Source organism: Spirosoma koreense (genome assembly GCF_054777875.1).
On sequence record NZ_BAAHAC010000022.1, the window covers coordinates 2619194 to 2642043 of the forward strand.

General features: G+C 54.5%; 23 protein-coding genes. 4 read left to right on the top strand and 19 right to left on the bottom strand.

Annotated elements, in window-relative coordinates:
• Positions 1-4: 4 nt before the first annotated feature.
• The 6 genes from ACYVC2_RS24355 to ACYVC2_RS24380 all read right to left on the bottom strand — a co-directional run bounded on the left by ACYVC2_RS24355 (position 5) and on the right by ACYVC2_RS24380 (position 7564).
• The gene (locus tag ACYVC2_RS24355; RefSeq protein ID WP_461106668.1) at positions 5-1351 is read right to left on the bottom strand and encodes a nucleotide sugar dehydrogenase; all 1347 of its coding nucleotides are present in this window, start codon (positions 1349-1351) and stop codon (positions 5-7) included.
• Between the two features lie 24 nt (positions 1352-1375).
• A complete protein-coding gene (locus tag ACYVC2_RS24360) occupies positions 1376-3334 on the bottom strand; it encodes an alginate lyase family protein (protein ID WP_461106670.1) in 1959 nt (652 codons plus the stop codon).
• 325 nt (positions 3335-3659) lie between these two features.
• Positions 3660-4781 (bottom strand): YjbH domain-containing protein, encoded by a 1122-nt coding sequence (locus ACYVC2_RS24365; RefSeq protein WP_461106672.1) that lies wholly within the window; start codon positions 4779-4781, stop codon positions 3660-3662.
• Positions 4765-5637, bottom strand: coding sequence for a YjbH domain-containing protein (locus ACYVC2_RS24370; RefSeq protein WP_461106674.1), 873 nt, complete (start codon positions 5635-5637; stop codon positions 4765-4767). The genes ACYVC2_RS24365 and ACYVC2_RS24370 overlap by 17 nt, the downstream gene beginning before the upstream one ends.
• A 102-nt stretch (positions 5638-5739) precedes the next feature.
• On the bottom strand, positions 5740-6483 hold the full coding sequence (locus ACYVC2_RS24375; protein WP_461106676.1) for a hypothetical protein: 744 nt from the start codon (positions 6481-6483) through the stop codon (positions 5740-5742).
• 49 nt (positions 6484-6532) lie between these two features.
• A complete protein-coding gene (locus tag ACYVC2_RS24380; RefSeq protein WP_461106678.1) occupies positions 6533-7564 on the bottom strand; it encodes a hypothetical protein in 1032 nt (343 codons plus the stop codon).
• A 258-nt stretch (positions 7565-7822) separates the two neighbouring features.
• Here ACYVC2_RS24380 and ACYVC2_RS24385 point away from each other — a divergent pair, with 258 nt between their 5' ends.
• Positions 7823-8002 carry a hypothetical protein gene (locus tag ACYVC2_RS24385; RefSeq protein ID WP_461106680.1) on the top strand — a complete coding sequence of 60 codons (180 nt, stop codon included), beginning with the start codon at positions 7823-7825 and terminating at the stop codon, positions 8000-8002.
• Positions 8003-8329: 327 nt separating this feature from the next.
• On the opposite strand, the gene ACYVC2_RS24390 is transcribed toward ACYVC2_RS24385, so the two are convergent.
• From ACYVC2_RS24390 to ACYVC2_RS24435, 10 genes are all read right to left on the bottom strand, one after another.
• Positions 8330-9772: a PQQ-dependent sugar dehydrogenase gene (locus ACYVC2_RS24390; protein ID WP_461106682.1), complete on the bottom strand. Its 1443-nt coding sequence runs from the start codon at positions 9770-9772 to the stop codon at positions 8330-8332.
• Between the two features lie 59 nt (positions 9773-9831).
• Complete coding sequence (locus tag ACYVC2_RS24395) at positions 9832-9987, bottom strand: hypothetical protein (protein ID WP_461106684.1); 156 nt, start codon at positions 9985-9987, stop codon at positions 9832-9834.
• A 103-nt stretch (positions 9988-10090) separates the two neighbouring features.
• A complete protein-coding gene (locus tag ACYVC2_RS24400; protein ID WP_461106686.1) occupies positions 10091-10609 on the bottom strand; it encodes a (R)-mandelonitrile lyase in 519 nt (172 codons plus the stop codon).
• Positions 10610-10615: 6 nt separating this feature from the next.
• Positions 10616-11191 (bottom strand): DapH/DapD/GlmU-related protein, encoded by a 576-nt coding sequence (locus tag ACYVC2_RS24405; RefSeq protein WP_461106688.1) that lies wholly within the window; start codon positions 11189-11191, stop codon positions 10616-10618.
• 165 nt (positions 11192-11356) lie between these two features.
• On the bottom strand, positions 11357-13597 hold the full coding sequence (locus ACYVC2_RS24410; RefSeq protein WP_461106692.1) for a xanthine dehydrogenase family protein molybdopterin-binding subunit: 2241 nt from the start codon (positions 13595-13597) through the stop codon (positions 11357-11359).
• Positions 13598-13599: 2 nt separating this feature from the next.
• Positions 13600-14634, bottom strand: a complete 1035-nt coding sequence (locus ACYVC2_RS24415) for an FAD binding domain-containing protein (RefSeq protein WP_461106694.1) — start codon at positions 14632-14634, stop codon at positions 13600-13602.
• The gene (locus tag ACYVC2_RS24420) at positions 14631-15281 is read right to left on the bottom strand and encodes a (2Fe-2S)-binding protein (RefSeq protein ID WP_461106696.1); all 651 of its coding nucleotides are present in this window, start codon (positions 15279-15281) and stop codon (positions 14631-14633) included. Before ACYVC2_RS24420 ends, ACYVC2_RS24415 begins: the two co-directional genes overlap by 4 nt.
• A 53-nt stretch (positions 15282-15334) precedes the next feature.
• Positions 15335-15820 (bottom strand): cyclophilin-like fold protein, encoded by a 486-nt coding sequence (locus tag ACYVC2_RS24425; protein WP_461106699.1) that lies wholly within the window; start codon positions 15818-15820, stop codon positions 15335-15337.
• A gap of 22 nt (positions 15821-15842) precedes the next feature.
• Positions 15843-16067, bottom strand: coding sequence for a hypothetical protein (locus ACYVC2_RS24430; protein ID WP_461106701.1), 225 nt, complete (start codon positions 16065-16067; stop codon positions 15843-15845).
• A 91-nt stretch (positions 16068-16158) separates the two neighbouring features.
• The gene (locus ACYVC2_RS24435; protein WP_461106703.1) at positions 16159-17037 is read right to left on the bottom strand and encodes a helix-turn-helix domain-containing protein; all 879 of its coding nucleotides are present in this window, start codon (positions 17035-17037) and stop codon (positions 16159-16161) included.
• Between ACYVC2_RS24435 and ACYVC2_RS24440 the strand changes: the two genes are divergently transcribed.
• Positions 17036-17170 (top strand): hypothetical protein, encoded by a 135-nt coding sequence (locus tag ACYVC2_RS24440; protein ID WP_461106705.1) that lies wholly within the window; start codon positions 17036-17038, stop codon positions 17168-17170. The two genes, ACYVC2_RS24435 and ACYVC2_RS24440, sit on opposite strands and share 2 nt — an antisense overlap.
• 56 nt (positions 17171-17226) lie before the next feature.
• On the opposite strand, the gene ACYVC2_RS24445 is transcribed toward ACYVC2_RS24440, so the two are convergent.
• Together ACYVC2_RS24445 and ACYVC2_RS24450 are read right to left on the bottom strand one after the other, a co-directional pair.
• Entirely contained in the window at positions 17227-17901 is a 675-nt protein-coding gene (locus ACYVC2_RS24445; protein ID WP_461106707.1) for a GNAT family N-acetyltransferase, read from the bottom strand.
• Between the two features lie 28 nt (positions 17902-17929).
• Positions 17930-18340 carry a winged helix-turn-helix transcriptional regulator gene (locus tag ACYVC2_RS24450; protein WP_461106709.1) on the bottom strand — a complete coding sequence of 137 codons (411 nt, stop codon included), beginning with the start codon at positions 18338-18340 and terminating at the stop codon, positions 17930-17932.
• A 187-nt stretch (positions 18341-18527) separates the two neighbouring features.
• On the opposite strand from ACYVC2_RS24450, the gene ACYVC2_RS24455 reads away from it, so the two are divergent.
• Positions 18528-19271: an SDR family oxidoreductase gene (locus tag ACYVC2_RS24455; RefSeq protein ID WP_461106711.1), complete on the top strand. Its 744-nt coding sequence runs from the start codon at positions 18528-18530 to the stop codon at positions 19269-19271.
• A 118-nt stretch (positions 19272-19389) separates the two neighbouring features.
• On the opposite strand, the gene ACYVC2_RS24460 is transcribed toward ACYVC2_RS24455, so the two are convergent.
• Entirely contained in the window at positions 19390-20058 is a 669-nt protein-coding gene (locus ACYVC2_RS24460) for a TetR/AcrR family transcriptional regulator (protein WP_461106713.1), read from the bottom strand.
• Between the two features lie 450 nt (positions 20059-20508).
• On the opposite strand from ACYVC2_RS24460, the gene ACYVC2_RS24465 reads away from it, so the two are divergent.
• Positions 20509-22848: a mechanosensitive ion channel family protein gene (locus ACYVC2_RS24465; RefSeq protein ID WP_461106716.1), complete on the top strand. Its 2340-nt coding sequence runs from the start codon at positions 20509-20511 to the stop codon at positions 22846-22848.
• Positions 22849-22850: the final 2 nt, after the last annotated feature.

Sequence of the window (22850 nt, forward strand, 5' to 3'; positions counted from 1 at the left end):
GTACTTAAATTGCCAGCTGGGCCGGGGCTTCGGTGGTGCTGGCCGACCAGTTGATGCCGATGTACTGGTTGCTAGGGTCCAGCTCTGCCGAAATCCGCACCAGGTCCAGAATGACTTTATTCGTGGCTTCGCCGAGCAGATACGCAAATTCAGCCTCTTTTGTGCTGACTACCAGCACGTCGCACCAGTCGAGCAGGTCGTGGCTGTCCTGAACCATCAGCCCCGACAAGTGCGGAATGTGCTGATCGATGTATTCTTTGTTGGTACCGGTCAGTTTCGAGGTATGGACGTTCCGGTCGTAGATTTTAATCGAAAAGCCTTTGCCCAGCAGAGTTTCGGCCAGCTCAACGGCGGGGCTGTTGCGCAGGTCATCGGTGCCCGCTTTGAACCCAATACCCAGGAAGCCGATGTTGCGGTGGCCCTGCTGCATCAGAATCTGAACCGCCCGCTGCATCTGAATTTCGTTGGTTTTCTGGATGCTGTTGAGCAGCGGTACCTGCAGGTACAGGTCGTGCGCCAGCGTCTGCAGGCCTTTCAGGTCCTTGGGCAGGCAGGAGCCGCCGTAGGCAAAACCGGGTTTGAAGTAATAATTCGAGATATTGAGCTGCTTATCCTTGCAGAAGATATCCATCACCTGGTGCGAATCGATACCCAATGACGAGCAGATGTTTCCTACTTCGTTGGCAAACGAAATCTTCAGCGCGTGGTACGAATTGTTCACGTACTTCATGATCTCGGCGGTTTTCGTGTCGGCGATAACCACCTCGGCGGGCAATTGCGCGTACAGGCTCTTGATGATGGCCCCGGCGCGTTCCGACTCGGTACCGATCACCGTGAGCGGTGGGTGGTAGTAATCATGAACCGCCGAGCCTTCCCGCAGAAATTCGGGGTTGCTGACAACCGCAAAATCGACGTTATGTTCTTTTCCCGACCGTTCTTCGATCAGTTGGGCAATCTTTTCGCAGGTGCCCGGCATGACCGTCGACCGGATGGCGATGACATGAAACTGGTCTTTCTCGGCCAGTACTGCACCCAGGTGTTCAGCTACGTTAAAAATATACTGCAGGTTCAGGTGGCCACGGGCTGTCGAGGGGGTACCCACAGCGATGATGGAAACCTCCGTATTCATGATCGCTTCGCGGAAGTTGATGGTAGCCCGGATGCGGCCCTTCGCGTGCTGGGTCGCCATGATCTGGTCGATATCTTTTTCAACGATCGTTGCCCGCCCGCTGTTGATCTGGCCTACTTTAATGGGATTTACGTCTACGCCCACCATTTCGTGGCCGTTCTGGGCCAGGCAGCCCAAACTTACGCAACCGACATAGCCTAATCCAAAAATGCTGATTTTCATAGTTGTATTGTATAATTGAGGGACTTATTGAACCGTTAGTTGATGCTTGAAATGAGCCGTCTGGCCGGCTGCGAGGACCCCCTGACTCAGTAAGGTCGAGGTGGCCTCTTTGTGGTAAAACCCGTCGGAATACCAGCCCAGCAGCGCCGGTTCCGTCTGGCCGTGCACGAGGGTGGTTTGTAAATCCGGCGCAATCGTCAGTTGAACCTGCCGGCTGGCATGTCGGTGCCGGAGCTGAAAGAGGTTTCCAGCGCCTTCCGACACTTCTACTTCCGGACTCAGATGAAACAGGATCTCAAGCTGCCGACTTTGTTTGCCGTAGTTTTCCACGACATCCTCGATGTACAGGGTGTCGGTTGTTTTGTCGAAACGGAAATGGCGCAGGTGACGGCACTGTAGCCGGGCGTAGCCATTGTGCGTGGCCGTAACTTCGTCGGCCTCTTCTGACGACTGGGCCTGAAGCGTAGCCGTTTTGTAATGGTTGAGCCACAGCAGCGGCCCCGCCTGAAACGCCTGATTCTGTCCGTCGATGCACAGGGTATTGTGCGCCCGGGTGCTGAGAAAATAATTCCGCCATTGGGCATGCGTCTGGTACGAATACGTGCCCGAATCGACCAGGAAAGGGTAGCCATCGACGTTCATCAAAAACGACAGGGCGTCGGCGTGCCCGTGGGCCGCAATGGACAGATACCCCAGGGGAGCCGCGTCTACATGAATGTAAATCTCCCGATCGTCGGCGGTTTGCTTGCGCAGGATGTAATGCCCGTCGTCGTAGAGTGCACTGCCGGGAAGCTGGGTGCTGACGCTGAGTTTGTCGAAGCTTTTTTCGCCCTGTGCGCCAAAGAGCAGAAAGTTTTTCAGGTCGAATCCCTGCGACCGCTGTTTGAAAAACGGGTCCTGAAACAAAATAGCCGCTGAGGTGAGAATCGACCGGAAGTTGTTGAACGGCTGCCGGTCTTCAACCACCAGCACCCGCCCGTCGTCTTCGTCGCCGTAATGCGGGAAATTACCCTGGCAATCCAGAAAAGTAGCGATGTACGACGCGATGGCGTTGAGCCGGTTCGAATAAGCTATTGAAAATGGGTTGTTGGTTTGCTTACCGACCACGTAAGCGATCAGGAAGAAGTCCGTAATAAACTGAATGTATTCGGCCGCTTCTTCCCGGTTGATGCCATTTTTGGTGTGCTGTAGCCGTATTTCCTCCTCCAGACCCGCTTTGGCGTAGGCCGTCCATTTCTCCGAATCGGGAAACCGCCAGAAGGATCCGGCGATGAACAAGCCGGCATGTTCCGAAATCAGGTGATTGTTGGCCGACGAGTGCAGCGATGGGTTCGAATAGCTGTAAACGCAGTGCTGATAAATACTGGGCAGCCAGCAGTCGTTCACGAAGGCCGCAAACTCGGGATCCGACTGGGCCAGCGCCGACGCATCCAGAATGTTCCAGGCGAAGAACCAGTTGATCAGGCGGATGTTTACCTCGATGTTACTGTACCAGTTGACGCCCAGTAAATACGGGTTCTGCTCGGTCCAGGACCGGTTGACGGCCATGAACTGCTCCAGATACCGCCGTTGGCCGGTGATGCGCCAGGCAATGGCCAGCGACGGTAACCACTGCAACCGGTTGACTTCCCACACGTATTTGGCGCTGCCGTTCGCTTCGTTCCGGACATTGATCGTCTTGGCGTAGGTTAGCGGAAAGCGCTTGCCCGAGCTGATATCCAGGTGCCAGTCGATAGGCAGATCGACATTCATCGTATGGGTAAAGACTTTCAGCTGACCCGAATACGGTACTGACTTTGCCGATAAGCCCGTCAGGGGCAGAATCGGTCTGGGAAGTTTGCTGGCAGCCGACGGAACGGAAGATACCCACGCAATCCGTTTTTTATCCGTCTTTTTCTGTACATACTGCTGGGTTCTGAACAGCAATTCGGGCACAGACATGGATTGAAACCGATAAAACAGCCAGGAGTATCTGTTTTGCATAAATTAAAGTGAACTTATAACGTGTTTGTTGTTCAGCGTCTTGAAAACTTAACAAGGACAGCCGATATGTTATGCACTTATACTATTCGATTAATTACTATCTACCAAATTTGCCAATCTTGTTAACAGTTGGCTATACACCAAAATAAGTGATTTAAATATTTAAATCCTAAACTTTTTATTTACAAAATTATGAAAAAGTAAATAAAAAGTTAAATCACTATTTTCTCATCGAATAATCAACAAATACCCCTTGAAACAGCGCTGGATAGAGCTTAGAAAGTGAAGGGTGGAAAGCACCTGCACCGGCGGGGGAGAGCCCCTTTTACTGGCCGAGCTGACTTTTCAGGTAATTGTGGTGGTACTGGCGTAACAGCGCATCGAGCTGGTAACCCACTTTGTAGCGGTTGCCGATGTTGTAGCCTCGGCTGTAGTTGTATTCCCACCGAAACTCTTCGGTGCTGCGTACCCGAAAGCCTTTGGTTTGCGCAATCCGGCCGGGTGGAATCGGTATGGCGAAATTAAAACCGGCGGTCGAGCCATTGACCGTTTTGGTGGCATAGAACCCAACTTCGACGTTTGGAAACTGGCGGATGAAATCGATGCGGGCACCCCGGTCCTGGTACATATACTGCCCACCCGACAGCTTTAAAGTGATGTTCCGTTTATCGAATCGGTAGGCGACGTCGGCCAGCACCATAAAGTCTTTCAACGATTCGTAGTAGAAATCATTTTTGGGAAAGAAATAGAACCCGGTCAAACTGGTTTCCAGACCATACGACCAGGGCCGATTCAGGTCGGCGTGCCGGTATTGCAGGTTCAGCCCGTAGCGGTCGTTGTAGAACAGCCCCGCCGATACACTCAAAAAATCGGCCTGGTCGAGGGCCAGAAACTGATTCAGAAAAAGGGGAGCCGGCCGAACATTGAGGGGTTGGTTGTCCATATCGTTCACGATCGGAAACAGGATGCCCCAGTTAAGCACCAGCCCCCGGCTCAGATACAGCTGACTTTGCAGCAGAATGTTGGTTTTGCTTTCCAGTGGGCTTTCGCGGTAGCCGAAATTAGCCATAAACTCCGGCTGGATGCGGAAGTCGAACTTATACCGACGAGCTTCGAACGGCACCTGTTTTGCGTAGGCTTCGCGCTCGGGCTTCGACATCATCGTCGTCGCAAAGCCCGGCGTCAACCGATAGCGGGCAATGGGTACGCCCTGAAAAAGCGGTACCAGCTCGGCCTCCGCGTGGAGGAGTCGCTGCTGATCGAGCGCCAGCATGGCAATCATTGGATTGCGGTAGAGTCGCTGCTCGTAATAAATCCGATTCTGGGCACTATCGGCGGTAAGGTTCTCAAAATCAAGCCGTACATTGCGCGTACGCTGTGCGGTTCCCAGGTGTGCCATCCCGACCAGCAGGAGGATTCCAACGATCGACTTACCTGGCTTTCTCATGAGCGGCCGATTTTTTGGTGGAAAGCAGCGACCAGGCGTAGGAGGTCCCTACCGTAACCTGATCGAAATTGAGTACCCCCGCCTGCACGGTCCAGTGGTTGAACAGGGTGGCATAGGCACCGAGGTTCAGGTGTTGCGAATCCCATTCGGCCATCAATCCGACCCGTTGCTGAAGACTGAGCTTCGCCCCACCGAACGGCCCGGCCAGGTAGTACGCGGCTTTATCGCGCTTGTCCCGAAAAACGAACCCGGATAACAGGGTGGAATTCTGATCGTTGCGCATGTCTTCCCGATCGACGTAATACGGGCTGGCATACCCAGCCGATAGTTCGAGCGTGGCCGAAGGAGTCAGCGAAAACCGTTTGGTAGCCACCAGGGCGTTCGTAATCAGGGAGTTGTCGATCCCGAGCGGGGCTGATGCAATGATCGCTATGGCCGGCCGGTTGCCCTTCTCGGTAAACAGGACGTACTTCAGGTCGATCTGCCGGTCGCCGATGCCGCGGGCCCCGTACTGGATGGGGCCGTTGGGTCTGAGGAGATTGATATTGATTTCAAAACGGGGTAATACCACCAGGTTGACAAAGAAAATACTTTCTGAATTGCGCGTCGTAATCTTCGGATTAGCCGCCGGATTGAACCGAAAAGCATAGTTGGTCGGGTTCAGGCTATACCCGACATGGAAGGTCCCATCCTCCAGGAGCGTGGCGGTAGGAATGTAAAGCAGCCCCGGTTTCCCCGATATATTGACCTGAGCCTGTATCGGGCACGCCGTCCCGCCGATCAGGCTCAGAAGCAGGACCATCGTTTTCAGACCGCAAAACCACTTCGTTAAGGTATTCTGTACAAGTCGGGACATAGACACTGGAAAGATAGAAGCGAGGAAAACGGATGGCTATAAACGGATCGCTGGATAACAAAAGGCAATGAACCCCTTGTTATCCAGCGAATTGTGACGGAATCAGTTGGCGAACTTCAGTCGAAGGGCTAGCCCTGCTTCCAGACCATTCAGGCTAACTTTTTCGGTCGTACTGGTCGTTTCCGACTGGACCTGCTGATTGTAGCTACCCAGGTGATACCGAACATCGAGGGCGACATACAGCTTTTTCACGATCTTCTTTTCGGCTCCGACAAACACCTGCACACCATAGTTGTTGCCTGCCTGCGATTCGTTGACAGATCCGGGGTTGCTGGCCACGACTCGGGAGAACTCATTCTTAATGAAGTAGCGCGACAACCCAACCCCGATGTATGGTATCAGAAACGGGCTTTTGGCCTTTACCGTCTGACCATTGGCGTCGGTAGTTTCGGTCGTAACGGTTTTCGGTTCGAAGCTATAGCGCAGATCCAGTGAGACGGGAATGATCGACAGGGTGAACTTTTCCGTCCGGTTGATTCCGGCGATACTCAGGTTGCTGGAAGCCGAACTTTTCCAGTAAGCGGCCCGTACGCCCACCGAAAAGCCTTTTACCAGACCGACCTCCAGCGAAGCATTCGGCATAACCTGCCCGTCTAGTTTGGCACCCTGTCCCCGGTTGTAAGCGGTCAGAATCGAGCGATCATTCCAGTAATCCAGCGACGGTTTCCAGTAGCTGGCTCCTACGCTGATACTTTTCAGATTGACTTGTGCCCTGGCGTCGGCTGATACCAGCAATAGCTTGGCTGCCAGACAAATGGCGGGCAGGTAGACATATATTTTTTTCATGAGCTTGGGAGAAAAGTTAAGTTATGAACTAAGCAGAAGTCATCAAGAATCAACCTCCCGTACCCTGGTTGTGGCAGCTGGCAATAGCTTTGTCGCGGGCTGCGGCCGCCGTCGCTAGAACGGTGTTATAGCTGGTGTTGATCCGGCCCAGATCCGTATCGCGCGCTACCTGTGCCGCAGCAATTTTCGCATCCCGGGTAGCCGTACAGGCTTTCACATCGGCTGCCTGAATGGTGTCGACATTGTCAACAGCCTGAAAGTAGCTGACGTAGGCCATCAGGGCCAGTTGGTTGTAGAGCGCATCCCCAAGCGTTCCTTTTATCGAGTTCAAGGTTGCCAACGTACTGGTCAGCTGCGTTTTAAGCGTAGTCCGTAGCGGGTCGTATTTGGCCGGAACACCCGCCTGACAGCTATTTACATCACTGTTGGCAGCCGCTTCCAGCTGCGCATAGGTAGCGTTGACCGAAGCCGTCTGACTTGCCCGGGTAGCATCCAGGCTTTGGGCAACCGTATTATAGGCAGCCGCGGCAGCCGCTTTGCAGGCATCGGCATCGCCATCCAGCAGGGCCGCTTTGGCGGCCGCTACGGTGGCTACCGTCTGAGCGGCCAGGCGGGCACCGATCGGTTTGCCGTTGACCGTGGGCAGGGTCATCGTGGGTAAATATGCCTTCAACGCGGGATTGCTGGCGATAGCGGCTATCTGCTGTTTCATGTCGGCCGAAAGGGTCATGTCGGGCGACAGGCTGGACGTTAGCGCTGCTGCCTTTTCGGCCGAAACCGCCTGCCCTACACTCGCACCCGCCTGTTGAACCACTTCGGGCACCTGGCCGGTAGCGCTGATGTTGCCAAGCGCGGAAGTCACCGCGGAAGTCAGCGTCGATGAGGTGACGGTACCGGCCGTCACCGTCACCGCAGCAGGGGCTGTCGGCGTCAGGTCGGGCATTTTAATGTTGTCCAGGCCAGAGAATGTATACGTAAACGGCGTGATGGAAGCGACATCCTTCGTTTTACAATTATACATGACCGCTCCCAGCAGCAGCCCGGACATTAACCAGCTAAGTTTTCGAGTACTAGTTTTCATGCGATACAGAGTTAATGTTTAAGGTGAATCAATCGATGGTCGGGGAATTCATGACTGGTTTCATTTTGCATTTCTGACCTAAATTTATATTTACTTTTTCTAAAAACAATAAACAAATTGTTAACCATTATGGAATCTTGATTTATTATAGAGAAATATTGAAAAAATATTGTAAATCAAGAATCGATAAACTAATTATTTAATAAAAGTACTAAAAGGTTACTAAAGAGAGGTGAAGCAGAAAGAGGATCGAACGGTATGCGATCATACCAAAAACCAACGGTCGGTGAAGTCCATGCCGGGCTTCACCGGACCTGTCGCGAAGAGACTAACGTTAAACTAGCCTATCGTACTCCTGTCGATCCATACCCGAATGGAGGGCGTGGCATGGAGCATGGGGCCGGGAAGGTAGGGGAGCGCTTCTGGCTCGAATGGTAATACTGGCGGTTCTTTCGTTCGATCTGCCACTCAACTGACGGATCGGGAACCTCGATGAACAACCCGCCGTGACTTTCTGAAGGAAAGTTACCGATAGCGGCAATTCAACGGAGCGCCGATGCGATCGTGCTCAGCCGCGAATGGGATAGCGTGCTCAGTGCCTTTGGCAACCAGGCCGAACGTATCCGTCTATATTAAATGAGTAGTATGGGCAGGGAAGACCTTCGAAATAGAGGACAAGTGGCTCCAGCACCAGGCTTAAGCGAGTGGTGGAAAAGAATTAAAGCTAAAAAGAGCGTACACTACCGTATAGCCGGGCTGGTCTACTCATTTGAGAAGCGGCTCCGGGGTAATGCGCAGTACGGCATCGGGTGTATTCGTAAGCACATATAATGCGCCATCCGGTCCGATCTTAAGATCCCGTATGCGGCCATACCCCTTCAGGAGTGTTTCCTGGGCCAGCACCTGGTTGCCGTCGATTACCAGCCGTCGAATTTCTTCGAACTTAAGCGCGCCCACGAGCAGGTTGTTCTGCCAGCGGGGAAAGCGGGAGCCGGTTACAAAGTCGATCGCGCTGACGGCGATGGAGGGCGTCCAGTACGTAATGGGTTGCTCCATGCCTTCTTTTTGCGTCAGGTCAGACACCTTACTTCCGTTATAATCGATGCCGTAGGTGATCACGGGCCAGCCATAGTTAGCTCCCTTCCTGAGAATGTTCAGTTCGTCACCGCCCTGGGGGCCGTGTTCACTCGCATAGATCACACCAGTAACCGGGTGCTGCGCCAGCCCCTGCGCGTTCCGGTTTCCCCAGCTGTAGATTGCCGGTAAAGCGCCTGGTTTACCAACGAAGGGGTTGTCTTTGGGAATGGACCCGTCGGGGTTGATGCGATAGATTTTTCCCGATGGCCTCGACAACCGCTGCGAATCGTCGGCGCGGTTCATGTCGCCGATCGTAAAGTACAGGTAACCCTGTTTGTCGAACAGAAACCGGCATCCCCAGCGCGTACCTCCACTTACCCGCAGGGAGTCGGGTACTTGAAACAGGACCTGCTCATCGACCCACGCATGGTCACGAACCTTGCCCCGTACAATTTTGGTCATACCCGGCACCGTTTTGTCAGTGCTGTTTTCAGGATTGTGACTAAAGGCCAGATACACCCAGCCGTTCCGGGAATAGCGTGGATCGAGGGCCAGGTCCATCATGCCGCCAACCGCATCATACGCATAGGTTTTAGGCAGACCGGTAATGGGTTGCTGATCCAGTTTGCCGTCGACCATCCAGTGCAGTTCACCCATTTTTCCTGTGATCAGCGCGTGCCCGGCGTCTACAAATTCGATGCCCCACGGACCCGACAACCCCTGCGTGACGAGCCGTTCGATCCTGAGTTTATAATCTTTTGTGTCGACTACGAGGGGAAGGTCCGGCTTCTTCACCATGTCAGTAGCGGTCTGCGCGTTGAGAATAAAATCCGTGACGGCTTCAATCTCGTTGGCAGCAAGTACGCCTTCGTACCGACTCATCTCGGTCGATGGAATCCCCAGGCGAATAGTGCGTAACAAAGCTTCCCGGTCGCCCCCGTGTTTCCACTGTTTTTTAATCAGCGCGGGCCCTGCACTTCCCTGCAACTGAGCGCCATGACAACCCGCGCAGTAAGTTTTGTAAATCCGTTCACCCGTTTGCGCGTCTGCGTAAAGCGGCATAAACAGGGCCGCTAACAAGCCGATGATCTGCCTGCCAGCCGTCCGATTGACCAATCCGTTTCTACCCATGATCAGAAGAATTTACGACAAAGATGCTCATTTCTGTTGCTTCCTGATATGAACGGACGCTAATCGGGAATGTGAACGGCGTTGACGCTAGTGCCGACCGTTTCTGAAGTCGGGCGAATTACTATATTCATCAGCGATGCCCCAACAGCTACGCCGATGCCTTTGTCGGTGCTGAACGCCATAAACCTAAACTCGCTGCCGGCAGGAGTGGCCACCGCATCCCTTTTAGAATCAGCTGGATCAGCCGGTTCGATGCGTTCCGGTTTTTTTCCTGATGCCCCAGGAGATTCGACCGGTGAAATAACCGGTATACCCAGCTTACTTTCGTGAATACTCCCCGTCCGTCACCGGCTGCAACCAGTTGACGGCTCCTCCCTTGCTCACGTTGGGGTTGATGGCGATGTGCGTCAGCCTGTCATCCGGCCCGGCTCCGTGCCAGTGCACGACGTTCGGAGCAATATTGACCGATTCGCCAGGCCGAATCACCTGAATGGGTTTACCCTGCTCCTGGTAATAGCCGGTTCCCTGGGTAACGATCAGGATCTGACCGTTTGGATGCGTGTGCCAGAACGTCCGGCCTGTCGGGTCGAAGGTGACTTCGCTGACGATGCAATCGGTCTGATCGTTCGCTGGCACCAGCGTTTTTACCCAAACGACACCGGTGAAGCTGTCGGCGGGGCCGCGCCTGGCTTCCTGGGAAGCGATCACGGCTTGAGGATTCTGGCTCATGGCTAATGGGGGTTTGCCGATGTAGGCGGTTAAAAATAAGAAACTGAACAAAGCACTATAGGCCATCCGCTGAACAGGAAGCCTTGTATACACGACTGTGATTATCATGGGGAGTTAAAGTGTCTTTACTACCTTCGCCGGTACCCCGGCCACTACCGTGTTGGGCGGAACATCCCGACTCACCACCGCGCCAGCCGCCACAACGGCGTTCTCGCCAACCGTAACACCGGGTAAGAGGGTGGCCCCCGCGCCAATCCAGGCGTTTCGGCCAATCAAGATTGGTTTGATAAGCAGGGTTTTGCGTTCGCTGGGATCCAGTGGATGGTTTTCGGTAGTCAGATTCACCCGTGGGCCGATCTTCACGTCGTCTTCGATGGTGATACCGCCAATATCCAGGAACGAACAGGCATGATTGATAAACACCCGTTTGCCCAGCCGGGTAAACCGGCCAAAGTTGGTGTAGAACGGCGGAAAGATCGTCGTCGACGCGTCGATCGTCGTGCCGATGATGTCGCTTAACCGCGCCCGTACCTGATTGACGTCGGTAGCAGTGGCGTTCATCTCGACGCACAGGCGGATGGTTCGCGCAACGGCTTCCTGAAACTGGGCCGACCCCGGATCATCCGGATGCAGTGGTTCACCGGCTTGTAATCGGCTAAAAATGTCGTGTGAGCCTCGATCAGTAGGCATAGTGTCGATTTTTTGCCAGGAGTACAGGATGAATTGAGTACGGGTTTCTGTACTACCTGCGGGTCAGGTTTCGGGTAGGGCCGAAGCTTCTGCTTCGGGCGTTGATGCTCATGAGTGCCGTCCGAAGCAGCAACCTAGGCCCTACAGGGTCAGTTAGCTTTATTGTCAGGTCTGTAAGCCCATCAGCTTGTCAGGTGTTATGGGCAGTTCACGGATGCGTTTTCCGGTAGCGTTGAACACCGCATTGGCCACCGCTCCGGCAAAACCGATCAGCGCGATTTCGCCCATGCCTTTGGCTCCCATCGGGTTGATGTGAGGATCGGGCTTGTCGATGAAAATCGTTTCGATGGCGGGCACGTCGGCATGAACCGGCACGTGGTAATCAGCCAGGTTGTTGTTGACGAACCGGCCAAACCGGTGGTCGATCACGGCTTCTTCGGTCAGAGCCATGCCGATACCACCGGTGACACCGCCGATCATCTGGCTGGCCGCCGTTTTGGGGCTCACAATCCGCCCCGAATCGGCCACGCTCACCGCCCTGGCGACGCGCACCACGCCCGTCAGCGGATGGACCCGTACCTGAACGAAATGCACCGAAAACGAATACATGGAGTACTTCTGTAAGTCCGGCCCGCCTTTGGAATCGCCACTTTTGTCGATCACCGTTCGGTTGGCCATGCGCATCAGCTCGGCGACGGCCACTTTCTTGCCCGGTTCCTGTCCGACCGACAGCAGGCCATCGGCCACTATCAGTTCATCGGCTTTTCGTCCGGCCAACGGCCTACCATCTTGAGTGGCCAGGGCGATCAGTTCGTTTTTGATCGAGGTGCAGACATCGTACACCGCCGAACCCACCGCCGAGACAATAGCCGAACCGCCCTGCGTGGGCGCTTTCGGCAGGGATGTATCGCCGTACTCGACCTTGATGCGGTTGAGCGGTATACCCAGCACGTTGTGGGCAATCATTGTCAGGGCCGTTCCGGTGCCCGGTCCAATATCAGTAACGGCACTCTGCACGGTGAGCGAACCGTCGGCTTTCAGGAGCGCCCGGGCGCTGGCTTCCCACCGAAAGGCGTTGAACACGCCGGTGCTCATACCGTAACCCACCAGCCAGTCGCCTTCGCGCACGCTGCCGGGTTCGGATTTTCGATGACTCCAGCCGATGGCATCGGCGCCTTTCTGGTACGCTTCTTTCAGGTGTTTGCTCGAATAGGGACGGTTGTGTTCGGGGTCGGTTTCGGTGTAGTTGCGCAGGCGAAAATCGATGGGGTCAAGCCCTAATGTATGAGCCATTTCGTCCATCGCCGATTCGAGAGCAAACGCACCCGTCGCTTCGCCCGGCCCGCGCATCCAGATGGGTACGCTCCGGTCGAGCCGTACGATGCGGTAGCGAGTACTCACGTTCGGGCAGTCGTACATAAACTTGGTCATGTTGACAGTCGCTTCCGTAAAGTCTTCGTAGCTGGCCGTTTCGGCCGTAGCCGCGTGCGCAATGCCGATCAGCTTACCCGTCGAGTCGGCTCCCATCTGAATGGTCTGCACCGTATAGGGTCGGTGCCCCACCAGGGTAAACATCTGCTGACGAGTCACCACCAGCTTCAGCGGCCGACCAATTTTCCGGGCTATGGCCACCACCGCCGTTTCCTGCGGCCAGGTCCGCAGCCCCATGCCGAACCCGCCCCCCATGAATTCGGTATGCACCCGGATCTTCTTTGGGTCGAGCTTGAACGCCTGCGCCATCGCCTGCTGGGTAGCATTAACACCCTGCGTTTTGGCGTAGATCATCAGCGTATCTTCGCCCGTCCAGTGGGCCAGAATCCCGTGCAGCTCCATCGGGTTATGTACCTCGATGGGAAGCGTGTAGCTGGCTTCCAGCCTGACGGGTGCGGTCTGGTAGGCATCGGCTTTTCCCCGCGAGTAATTACCTCCCTCCGCTCCTTTGGGTGCAACTCCTTCGGCGATGTGCTTCGTCAGGTCGGTCCGGGCCGACTGTCGGGTATAAGTTGCTTTGACCAGCGAGGCCGCGTAGGTAGCCCGCTCATAGCTGTCGGCCACCACGATGGCGATGGGTTGCCCGTCGAAGAGAATGTTGGGACTGCTCAGGATCCGGTATTTCTCAACAGTATCCGGTTTGGGCGGGGGGCCGTCGGCTTTATCGCCCACGGGCGCATCCCAACCCGGAATAGGCGGCATGTTCTGGTGCGTAAACACGCCCAGTACACCCGGGGCGCTTCTGGCTTTCTGGGTATCCAGACGAGCGATGGAACCCCGGCCAATCTCGCTGCCGACCAGCACGCAATAAGCCATATTCGGCAGTTCGAAATCCGCGAAGTACTTCGCGCCACCGGTCACTTTCATGCGTCCATCGATTCGGTCGATGGGTGGGTTTTTTGGGTTCGAAGTCATGATCAGGCGGTTTTGGTGGCAGTTTTAAGCGCGTCGATGAGGGCGTTGGGCGCCAGTGTGAGCTTGAAATCGTTCTCGCCATAGCCTTTGGCACCCTTCATGGCCAGGGTAGCCGCTTGCCGGAAGGTGGCGTCGGTGGCGGGTTTGCCCTTCAGAAAGTCTTCGACTTCGGTTAAGCGCCAGGGTTTGTGAGCCACCCCACCCATTGCCAGCCGGACGTCGGCAATAGTCTCTTTTTTCATCGTCAGACCCACCCCGACCGACACCAGCGCAAACGCATACGACGCCCGGTCACGTACTTTGAGGTAGTGCGAATGAGCGGCAAAGTCGTTCGATGGCACATCCACCGACAGAATCAGCTCGCCCGGGCGCAGGGTGTTGTCCTGCTGGGGCGTATCGCCGGGTAGCCGGTGAAACTCGCGGAACGGAATGGTACGGTCGCCCTTTGGGCCCGACACGTTCACCGTCGCATCCAGCGCGGCCAATGCAATGCACATATCGCTGGGATGAACCGCAATGCATTTCGGACTGGTTCCGAAAATGGCGTGCATCCGGTTAGCCCCGCCGATGGCTCCGCAGCCCGAAGACCCGTTGGGCTGCCCTTTGTCGGGTCGATATGCCACACCACCCGCCTGTACGGGGATGCGCTTATTGCAGGGCATCGACGGATCGTAGAAATACGCACAGCGGGTACGCTGCATCATGTTCCCGCCTACGGTCGCCATGTTGCGCAGCTGGGCCGACGCTCCGGCATTCAGCGCCATCGACAGCAGAGGAAAATGCTTCTTCACCAGTTCGTGTTCAGCCACCGCCGAGTTTTTGGCCATGGCCCCAATTCGTAGACCGGTTGCCGTTTTTTCGATCGTCGCCAGCGGCAACCGGTTGATGTCGATCAGCCGCTGGGGGATGATCACTTCCCGCTTCATGAGATCTACCAGGTTGGTGCCGCCAGCCAGAAAATACGTGCCGCTTTCCTGCCCCAGAGCTGCTATCGCGGCTTTAGGGGTCGTTACCCGTGTATATTGAAACGAATTCATACGTTGACTCCGGATTGTTTGACGTCCATAATTGCATTCACAATGTTGGCGTAAGCGCCACACCGGCAGATATTGCCGCTCATGTACTCCCGGATCTGGTCGGGACTGTTGGCATGGCCTTCCCGAATGCAGGCGACGGCAGACATGATCTGTCCGGGTGTGCAGTATCCGCACTGAAAACCATCATGTTTGATAAACGCTTCCTGCATGGGATGGAGCTGGGCCGTCGCACTGCTGTCGCCCTGTGTTAAGCCTTCGATGGTGGTCACTTTGCTGCCTTCGGTGGTCATGGCCAGGGTCAGGCACGCGTTTACCCGCTGCCCATCCACGTGGACTGTGCAGGCTCCGCACTGGCCGTGGTCGCAGCCTTTCTTGGTGCCGGTCAGGTGGAGTTGTTCGCGCAACAGGTCGAGGAGCGTGACGCGCGGCTCGATCGACAGTCGATGCGCGGTTCCGTTAATATCGACCTGAAGCGGCATCTGTTCAACAGCCGCGGCTACTTTTTCATCCAGTCCGTTGTCGATGGCGGTTAGAGCGGCTGGCGGGGTTATGGCCCAGGCCGCCAGCGCCGACGACTGCTTTAGGAAAATACGGCGGGCTGCGTACGGAGCCGCTGACTCGTCCTCATTGTGTTTATGCTCAGCCATAACGCCAGTTTTTTTAATGGTTAAAAGCCTTTAAGGGAGTTAAACGCAGCCAATCACTCCAGTTCGAAGGTGACCGATATGCTGCCCGTTCCCACTGCCGTCGCCAGGCCAGTCGGGTCATCGATCTTTCCCAGCCGGGTATAGCTGTAGGGAGTAGGAAAGCGCTGATAAAACAGCACCAGCGTATCGGACCCATACAACATCAGATCGCCCGTGTCGATGGTTCCGGGGTTCGACGCCCTGGCCGTCAGCTTGTTCTGAAAACGGTATAGTTTCTCGTTGCCGTTCAGTTCGCTCATCGAGACGGTCAGCGGCAAACGAGTTTTAAACTCCGCTACAGTGGCATTGTTCAGGAGCGTTGCCGTGAACAGCCGGGAACCGATTCGGATAAGTAGCCGATTTTTCATTGGGTCGGGCTGGCTATTGTCATTCGTTGCGGGTTCGGCCGGGTCGGGAGCCAGTTCATTGGCTGATTTACAAGCCATAATGCCTATTATAAACAGCAGAAGTGGGAGGTAGCCTGGTTGTAAGCGTTTCATGGGCAGGGTGGAGTTGGTTCCGTTACAGCGTCGCCATGTCGATGCCAAACCAATGGTTGACATCCTCTTGTACCAGGTGGTCGTACGCCTGCCGCATAGCCGGTGTGCTGATCATGTCAATGCCGGAAACGATGCTTTTTTCAGCGCAGAAGTAACGTATTTCCTGCGTTTCGGCGATGCTGGGCCCCGCCATGCTTTTGCGGCCGACGATCATAATGTGGGCGGCATACCCGTTCGCTGCCATCATAACGTGCTGTGTCGGTTTGTATACTGACAGGCAAAGGTATGGCCGGGAACAGCGGGGGCGGTAAAAGTATTCAAACCGATACTTATACTTTTCAAACCTCCGCCAGGCGGAAGGCCCGTGGGTTGGTGCCGGTGAGCTTTTTGAAGAAGTTGTTGAAATAGGATGGATACTCGAAGCCCAGCGCGTAGGCAATGTCGGAAATGTTCCAGTCGGTATGCTGCAAAAGGGCTTTGGCTTCGGCTAGCACCCGCTCGGCAATGTGAGTCGTGGTCGATTTGCCGGTTATCTCGTTGACGGCCCGGTTCAGGTAGTTGACATGGACGTTGAGGTTTCTGGCGTAGTGCTGGGCGGTGGTCAGCTGCAGCGGCCGATCGATGGTCTCGATGGGAAACTGCCGTTCCAGGAGTTCGAGAAAGACGGAAGTAATCCGGGAGGCCGCATTCTTATGCTGGTCAACGTGCTGGGAGGGTTCCAGTTTCAGCGCTTCGTGAATGATCAGGTGGATGTAGTTGCGAATCAGCTCATCTTTGTAGGCATACTTCGTTTGCTGCTCCTCGATCATTTTCTGAAAGATCGTGTTCAGAAACTCCCGCTGCTGGGCACTGATCGTAAAAACAGGGGTGCCGCTAAGCTTGAATAATGGGGAATGCTGCAGACTCTCCGACCGGTCCGATAGTTTCAGGAACTCCTCAGAAAAAAGGCAGGTATAACCCACGTACGTAGTCGAGATCGTTTCCCAGGAATACGGAACGTGTGGATTGCCGAAGAACAATACCGTATCGTTGTGCGCAAAGCTCTTGTCGGCATAGTGGATGATACTTTGGCCGGTAGTGAGGCAGATTTTATAGAAATCTTTTCGGCTGTAGATACGAGTTGCCTGGCTGTCCTGCTCGATCTGGAACACATTGAAGCCTTTTAGCTTGAGCTCCGTGTTGAACTCCGAAACCGAACGTGTCTGCTGATTTGTCATGACCAAAGTTAAAGAATTCAAATCGACTTTCACGCCCCTGTCCGTTCAGATCATCCATATTCCCGGCCTGGCGTGCCCCGCCGTTCCTGGTCGGAAGTTCCATAACCGTCAGGCCGAACGGGGCTGCTCCTGAGCCGTACAGAAAACCGGTGGGTAAGTGCGCTGACCCCGCCCCGCTACAACCAAAGATCAACGTTTTCGTAAGATGTAAATGATCATTTTCGACCGGGTCACGAAGCCCATGCGTTCATAAATGCCGTGAGCGCGGGAATTATCCGTCCGAACGTGGAGGTACGGAATTTTGCCTGCGGCCCGTAGCTGCCAAAGCTGGCTGTCGATCAACCGCCGGGCGTACCCTTTTCCGGTATGATCGGGATGCGTACAGACCGCACTGATTTCCACGTGCGTGCCGCTATCGAACCGGCGACCTGCCATCGCGACTAAGCGATCCTCGACAAAAATGCCTTCATACCCGCCCAGGTCGATCGTCCGGGCCAGAAAAGGACCCGGCGGACTCAGCTGGGTCAGGGCCAGCATCTGGGGAATGTCGGCTTCGGTCAATGGGACAAGCTCGGGTTGTGGTTCCGGAGTCGCTCCTTCGAACAGCATCTGGTAGCCATCGACGCGGTTGACGATTACCCAGGGCGAAGGGTCGAGCTGCTGCTCGTTCGTGAAAAGAGCCACCGTCTGGTCATGAGGAATCGTATCCCACAGGGCTTCAAAGTGCGCCCGCGTATGTTCGGCCACTGCTACAAACAAGGCGATTTGGGGATTATAATATTTGGCCAGCTGATTGCCCAGCGCGAATTGTTGATTTCCGGAGGTCAGGGCCGACCAAACCGGGTTATCCAGTGGATGTATCATAGAGCGAATGAGTAGAAAATACAGCCGGTTATTCCTGGCGTCTCAGCTTCTGCTGAATGCTGTCGATGGTCCCTGCCTTATCCTGCTCCAGGGCAGCGAGCAACTGCGGAGCCAGCCCCGGTGGGTTGTATTTCGACCCCCAAAGGCCGATTTCCAGAATAACCGGTACCAGAGAAATACCTTTTTCGGTCAGGCTGTAGATAACCTTCGATTTCTTATCAGCGGCTACCTGCCTGGTCACGAAACCATACGTCTCCAGCATATTCAACCGGTCGGCCAGGATATTGGTCGCGATTTTCTCCGCGGAGTTCAGGAATTCGCCGTAGGTCGATTTATTGTTCAGTGCCATGTCCCGTAAAATCAGCAGCGACCACTTATCGCCAAAGAAGTCGAGGGTATAGCTCAGCGGGCAGCCCGATCGTGGTTTGATGTCTCTCATAAAAAGTTAGCAAGAAAAATACTTGCAACTTGCAAGTGGATAGTTATATCTTTGCAAACTTGCAATTTGCAAGTAAAGTTAATGGTAAATTCAATTCAAACCAAACGGTGTCGTAAGTACAGGCCCTTGAGTGGCGATACGCCAACAAGAGGTATGATCCGTCGAGACCACTACTAACAAAATCATCATGAACCTTACGAACAAAACCGCACTGGTTACCGGTGCTGGGTCGGGCATTGGATATGCCATTGCCAAACAGTTGAAAGAGATGGGGAACGAGGTAATCCTTGTCGGACGAAATCCCGAAAAAATCAGTAATGCCGGAAAAGCCCTTGGTGTGGCTGCCCTGGTGTGCGATATCACGCAGGAAGCGGACATCGAGTGGCTGGTGACCCAGGTCAAAAAGGACTACCCAGCACTCAGCGTGCTGGTTAACAACGCGGGGGTCGCGAATTTGTACAAATTGGGCGAGGGAGCCGATGCGTACACCAAAGCAGTAGAAGAATTTGGCGTGAATTATTTCGGCCCCATTCTACTAACCGAAAAGTTGCTACCCGTACTCAGGCAACAGCCGGAGGCCGCTATTGTCAACATCACCTCCAATGCCAGTTTTCATCCCCTGGTCGTTTTGCCGACTTATTCCGATTCGAAAGCGGCTCTGCATTCGCATACGGTAGCTCTTCGACTCGGATTAGCGGAGAATACAGCCATCAAAGTATTCGAAGTTATGCCCTCCCTGGTCGACACAGAGGCTACAAAAGACATGGGTGGCCAGCAGCATGGGATGCCTCCCCTCGCCGTGGCCGAAGCAACGGTTAAAGCAATCGAAGCCGATCAGTATGAAGTATATGTTGGCGACACGGCTGGCCAACGTGCTGCCTATCTGGCTAACCCGGTTGAAGCCATTGAAAATTTCAATCGAGGGCTATGACTATGCCCCGGTGGCCCGATCAGAGGGCTGGTCGGGCCACCGGGATGCAGTTGCTGGTCAGGAAAACGCTAAGTTTTTTACAATTCAAGTGATATCAGTTGGGCATATCAGTGCACTACTACCACCGGTTGGCCGTAGCAGTGGCCGATTTGACGGCTAGCTGGATGTCGGGCGACTCGATGGCGACCCGGTTCAGAGCTTTGTAGATCAGGTTGACGGCCGCTTCGATCCGCTGCCAGTCTTCTTCACTGCGCAGATCGAGACCAATCACTTTGTGATCCAGCTGCGCCTGGATGATCAGGTAGGAGAGGGCTCCCAGAATCACGGCCGACGTTGCTTCGTGGTCACCTCCCTTGATAAAGGCCAGTTGATTGACGAGATTCGTCAGTTCGGCATCCAGCCCCTTGCTAACCGATTTGGCCAGGGCGTCATGCTCGTTAACGGTCGCCTTGATTAATTCCCGGGCCGCCCGCGAACCGCGAAACTGTCGAAAAAGCTGCAGCGTATGCGCCGACCAGACCGTAGCCAGGTCGCGGGGTTGGGCCGGTCGGATCTGTTCGAGCCAGGCAGTGGTGTAATGCGGAAGCAGGCCATTCGTTTCGACGTAATGCTCCAGCAAGTGATCCAGTCCGCCGAAATAGCGGTAGATCAATACTTTGCTTACCCCTGCCTGATCGGCTACGGCGTTGATGCTTACACCCGCCAGTCCGTCCTCGTTCAGGATTTTTTCCAAAGCCCCCAGAATTCGTTCGACAGTAGCGGCCCGATTACGTCTAACCTTTTCCATATTAAATAGTTAACATGCGCTAAATATAGAGATTAAAATTCTTTAGTCACTAAAACGGTAACATTTTATTCATTAATTATTGATATTTTTTCTTTTAATAGACTAACTAGTGAAATGTATTTCTTTTGGCGGTAGCAAACCGTGTCTATACAAGCCCAGTAATCCACCCTGTGCTTCTTCGGCGAGCCTTCGAACTCGTGAATGCGTAAGCCCTCTGGGCCTTCGAAACCGTGCCGGGGACCGTAGCCGCACGAAATGCGCAGAAATTTATTCGAAGACGTTCAGAGGATTACGACAAGATTTAGCTGTAGAAAAAGCAATCGGGCGCCGTTTGGGGTTAATACTGGGCAGACGACTCAACCCGGTAGCGGACTGGATAAGCAGACCCACCTGACTGAGTGGTCCGTTTGTTATCCTATGATCCATATAAAACGTCCTCTTCAGCGTTGCATGATTCGTTCATGTTGTTTCTTTCTGCTGCTAGTACTCGGTCTGGCATTCGCGACGCCGTCAGTGGCGCAGGATTCTACGGTTAATGTAGCCGGTAAATCCTCGGGGCTGAGCATTCCGGATACGCTGCTGTTCAAAATTCAGCGAGCCCAGTCGGTCATCACCGACATAAAAGCGTCGGGCAAGAAAGGATACGGTACCACACGCATTCGGACAGAACTGGCCGATGTCAAAAGCAACGTAGCTCCCGTAGCCAGGGATGTGCAGACGCACCGGAAAACGATCGATGCCAAAACCCTTTCGAATTACGGCCTGATTCTGAACGATGCCCAGAAAAAGCTGACCGACTGGCGGACTCAGCTTTCCAAAGCCAACAACGACCTGCAGAACCAGCTCGAAGAGGTACTGGCCCTGAGTAACGACTCGCTGCTAACGGTGGCCGGAAACGATACGACCGAAAAAAAACTCTATGCCGATCAACTGGTTAGTCTCAAACTTCAGTTGCAGGACGCGGGCGTCCGGACCACCGCGCAACTGGATACGGTCAGCCGGTTGCTGGCCGATGTATCGGGCACCTATCTGAATATCAGTAATCTGCAGATCAGTATCAACGAGCGTTTGCAGAAAAACAATGCCAGTATACTGCAAAAAGAGTCGCCGTTTCTGTGGGAAGCTCCGGTCACCTTCGACCTGACCCGAATAAAAGCCATTTTTTCGTCGAGCTACCAGGGGCAGGATAAAATTCTGAGCTACTTCTTCGTCTCTACCTGGGATAACCGGTTTCTGTTGCTGCTGCTTACCGGCGCTTTTTTCATCTGGGTATACCGCAATTTCCGGCGAATCCGCCGACCCGCCCTGGGCAAACAGATCGGGCCAGTTCGGTGGGAGAACCTACGACCGTCGCCGATTGTAGCGTCGCTGATCGTGCTATTGACCCTGACTCCCCTGTTCGAGCCACAATCGCCCTCCCTGTACATCGAGATCACACAGGTGCTGCTGTTTGCGGTGCTGACGCTGCATCTGTGGGCGCTTTTCTCGAAATCGGACCTGTGGCTGTGGGTATCGAACGGGGTGTTGTATTGCCTGTTGCTGCTGACCAGTGCGCTCATCGGCGATTCGCTGATCATGCGGATCTGGCTCATCGCGCTGAACCTGGGGCTACTTTATTTTGGCGTTGGATTCTCGGAACTCCTGAAGCGAAAACCCATCAGTAACCGGATTGTCCGGCCGATCATCAAACTTTCGCTGTTGCTTCAGGGGCTGGCGATCGTGCTGAATCTGTTCGGACGGGTCAGTCTGGCTAAAGTGTTTAGCATCACCGCAGCCATCAGCCTGGTGCAGATTACGGGGCTGGGCGTTTTTATCGGTATTGTGCTGGAAGCCCTTGAGCTTCAGATCAAAATAAGCGCTTACTCGAAAGGCCTGTTTTCGCGGGTAAATATCGCTCACACCCAGCGGTCGTTTAAAAAAGGGCTGGCCTTCGTAGCCGTGGTGTTGTGGCTGATCGTTTTTTTTATCAACCTGGGCGTTGCCGACAGCGTCTGGAATTTCCTCTACCAGATTCTTACCCGACCCCGATCCTTTGGCAGTGTGACGTTTACCCTGAGCAATGTACTGTCGTTCGCCATCATCATCTATCTGTCGAGCCTGTTGCAGAAAAATATCGGGCTGCTCTTCGGCGAAAGCCAGCTGCCGGGTGAAGTTGGCCAGGTCGATCACCTGAGTTCGGTGTTGGTTTTGTTGCGGCTGGTGATCGTCATTGCTGGGGTACTGCTGGCTGTGGCTGCTTCCGGTATCTCGGTCGACAAATTCACCGTCGTACTCGGTGCGCTCAGCGTTGGCATCGGCTTAGGCATGCAGAACATCGTCAGCAATTTTGTGTCGGGTATCATCCTTATTTTTGAACGCCCCTTTCAGATCGGCGATTACGTCGAGCTGGCCGACAAGAAAGGGCGTATCCGGGACATCGGCATTCGGTCCAGTAAGATGATTACCGGGCAAGGGTCGGAAGTGATCATTCCCAATAGCGATCTGCTGTCGAACCGGCTGGTCAACTGGACCTCCAACGATTCGTACCTGAAAACGACCTTTCCCCTGAAAGTAGGCCTGAGTGCCGACCTGGCCGCCGTCCGGCAGCTTATCACCGATGAAGTCAGCCAGCTCGACGGCTCCGTGGAGTCCATGACGCCCGAAATCCTGGTCACGGCGGTCGGTGCCGATACTGCGGAGTTGAGCGTTACGATATGGATAAAGAACGTGTATGCCGAGGCCAGTCTGAAAAGCGAGTTATTGCAGCGGCTGATTCCCCGATTTACAGAGGCTAACATCAAACTGGCGTAACA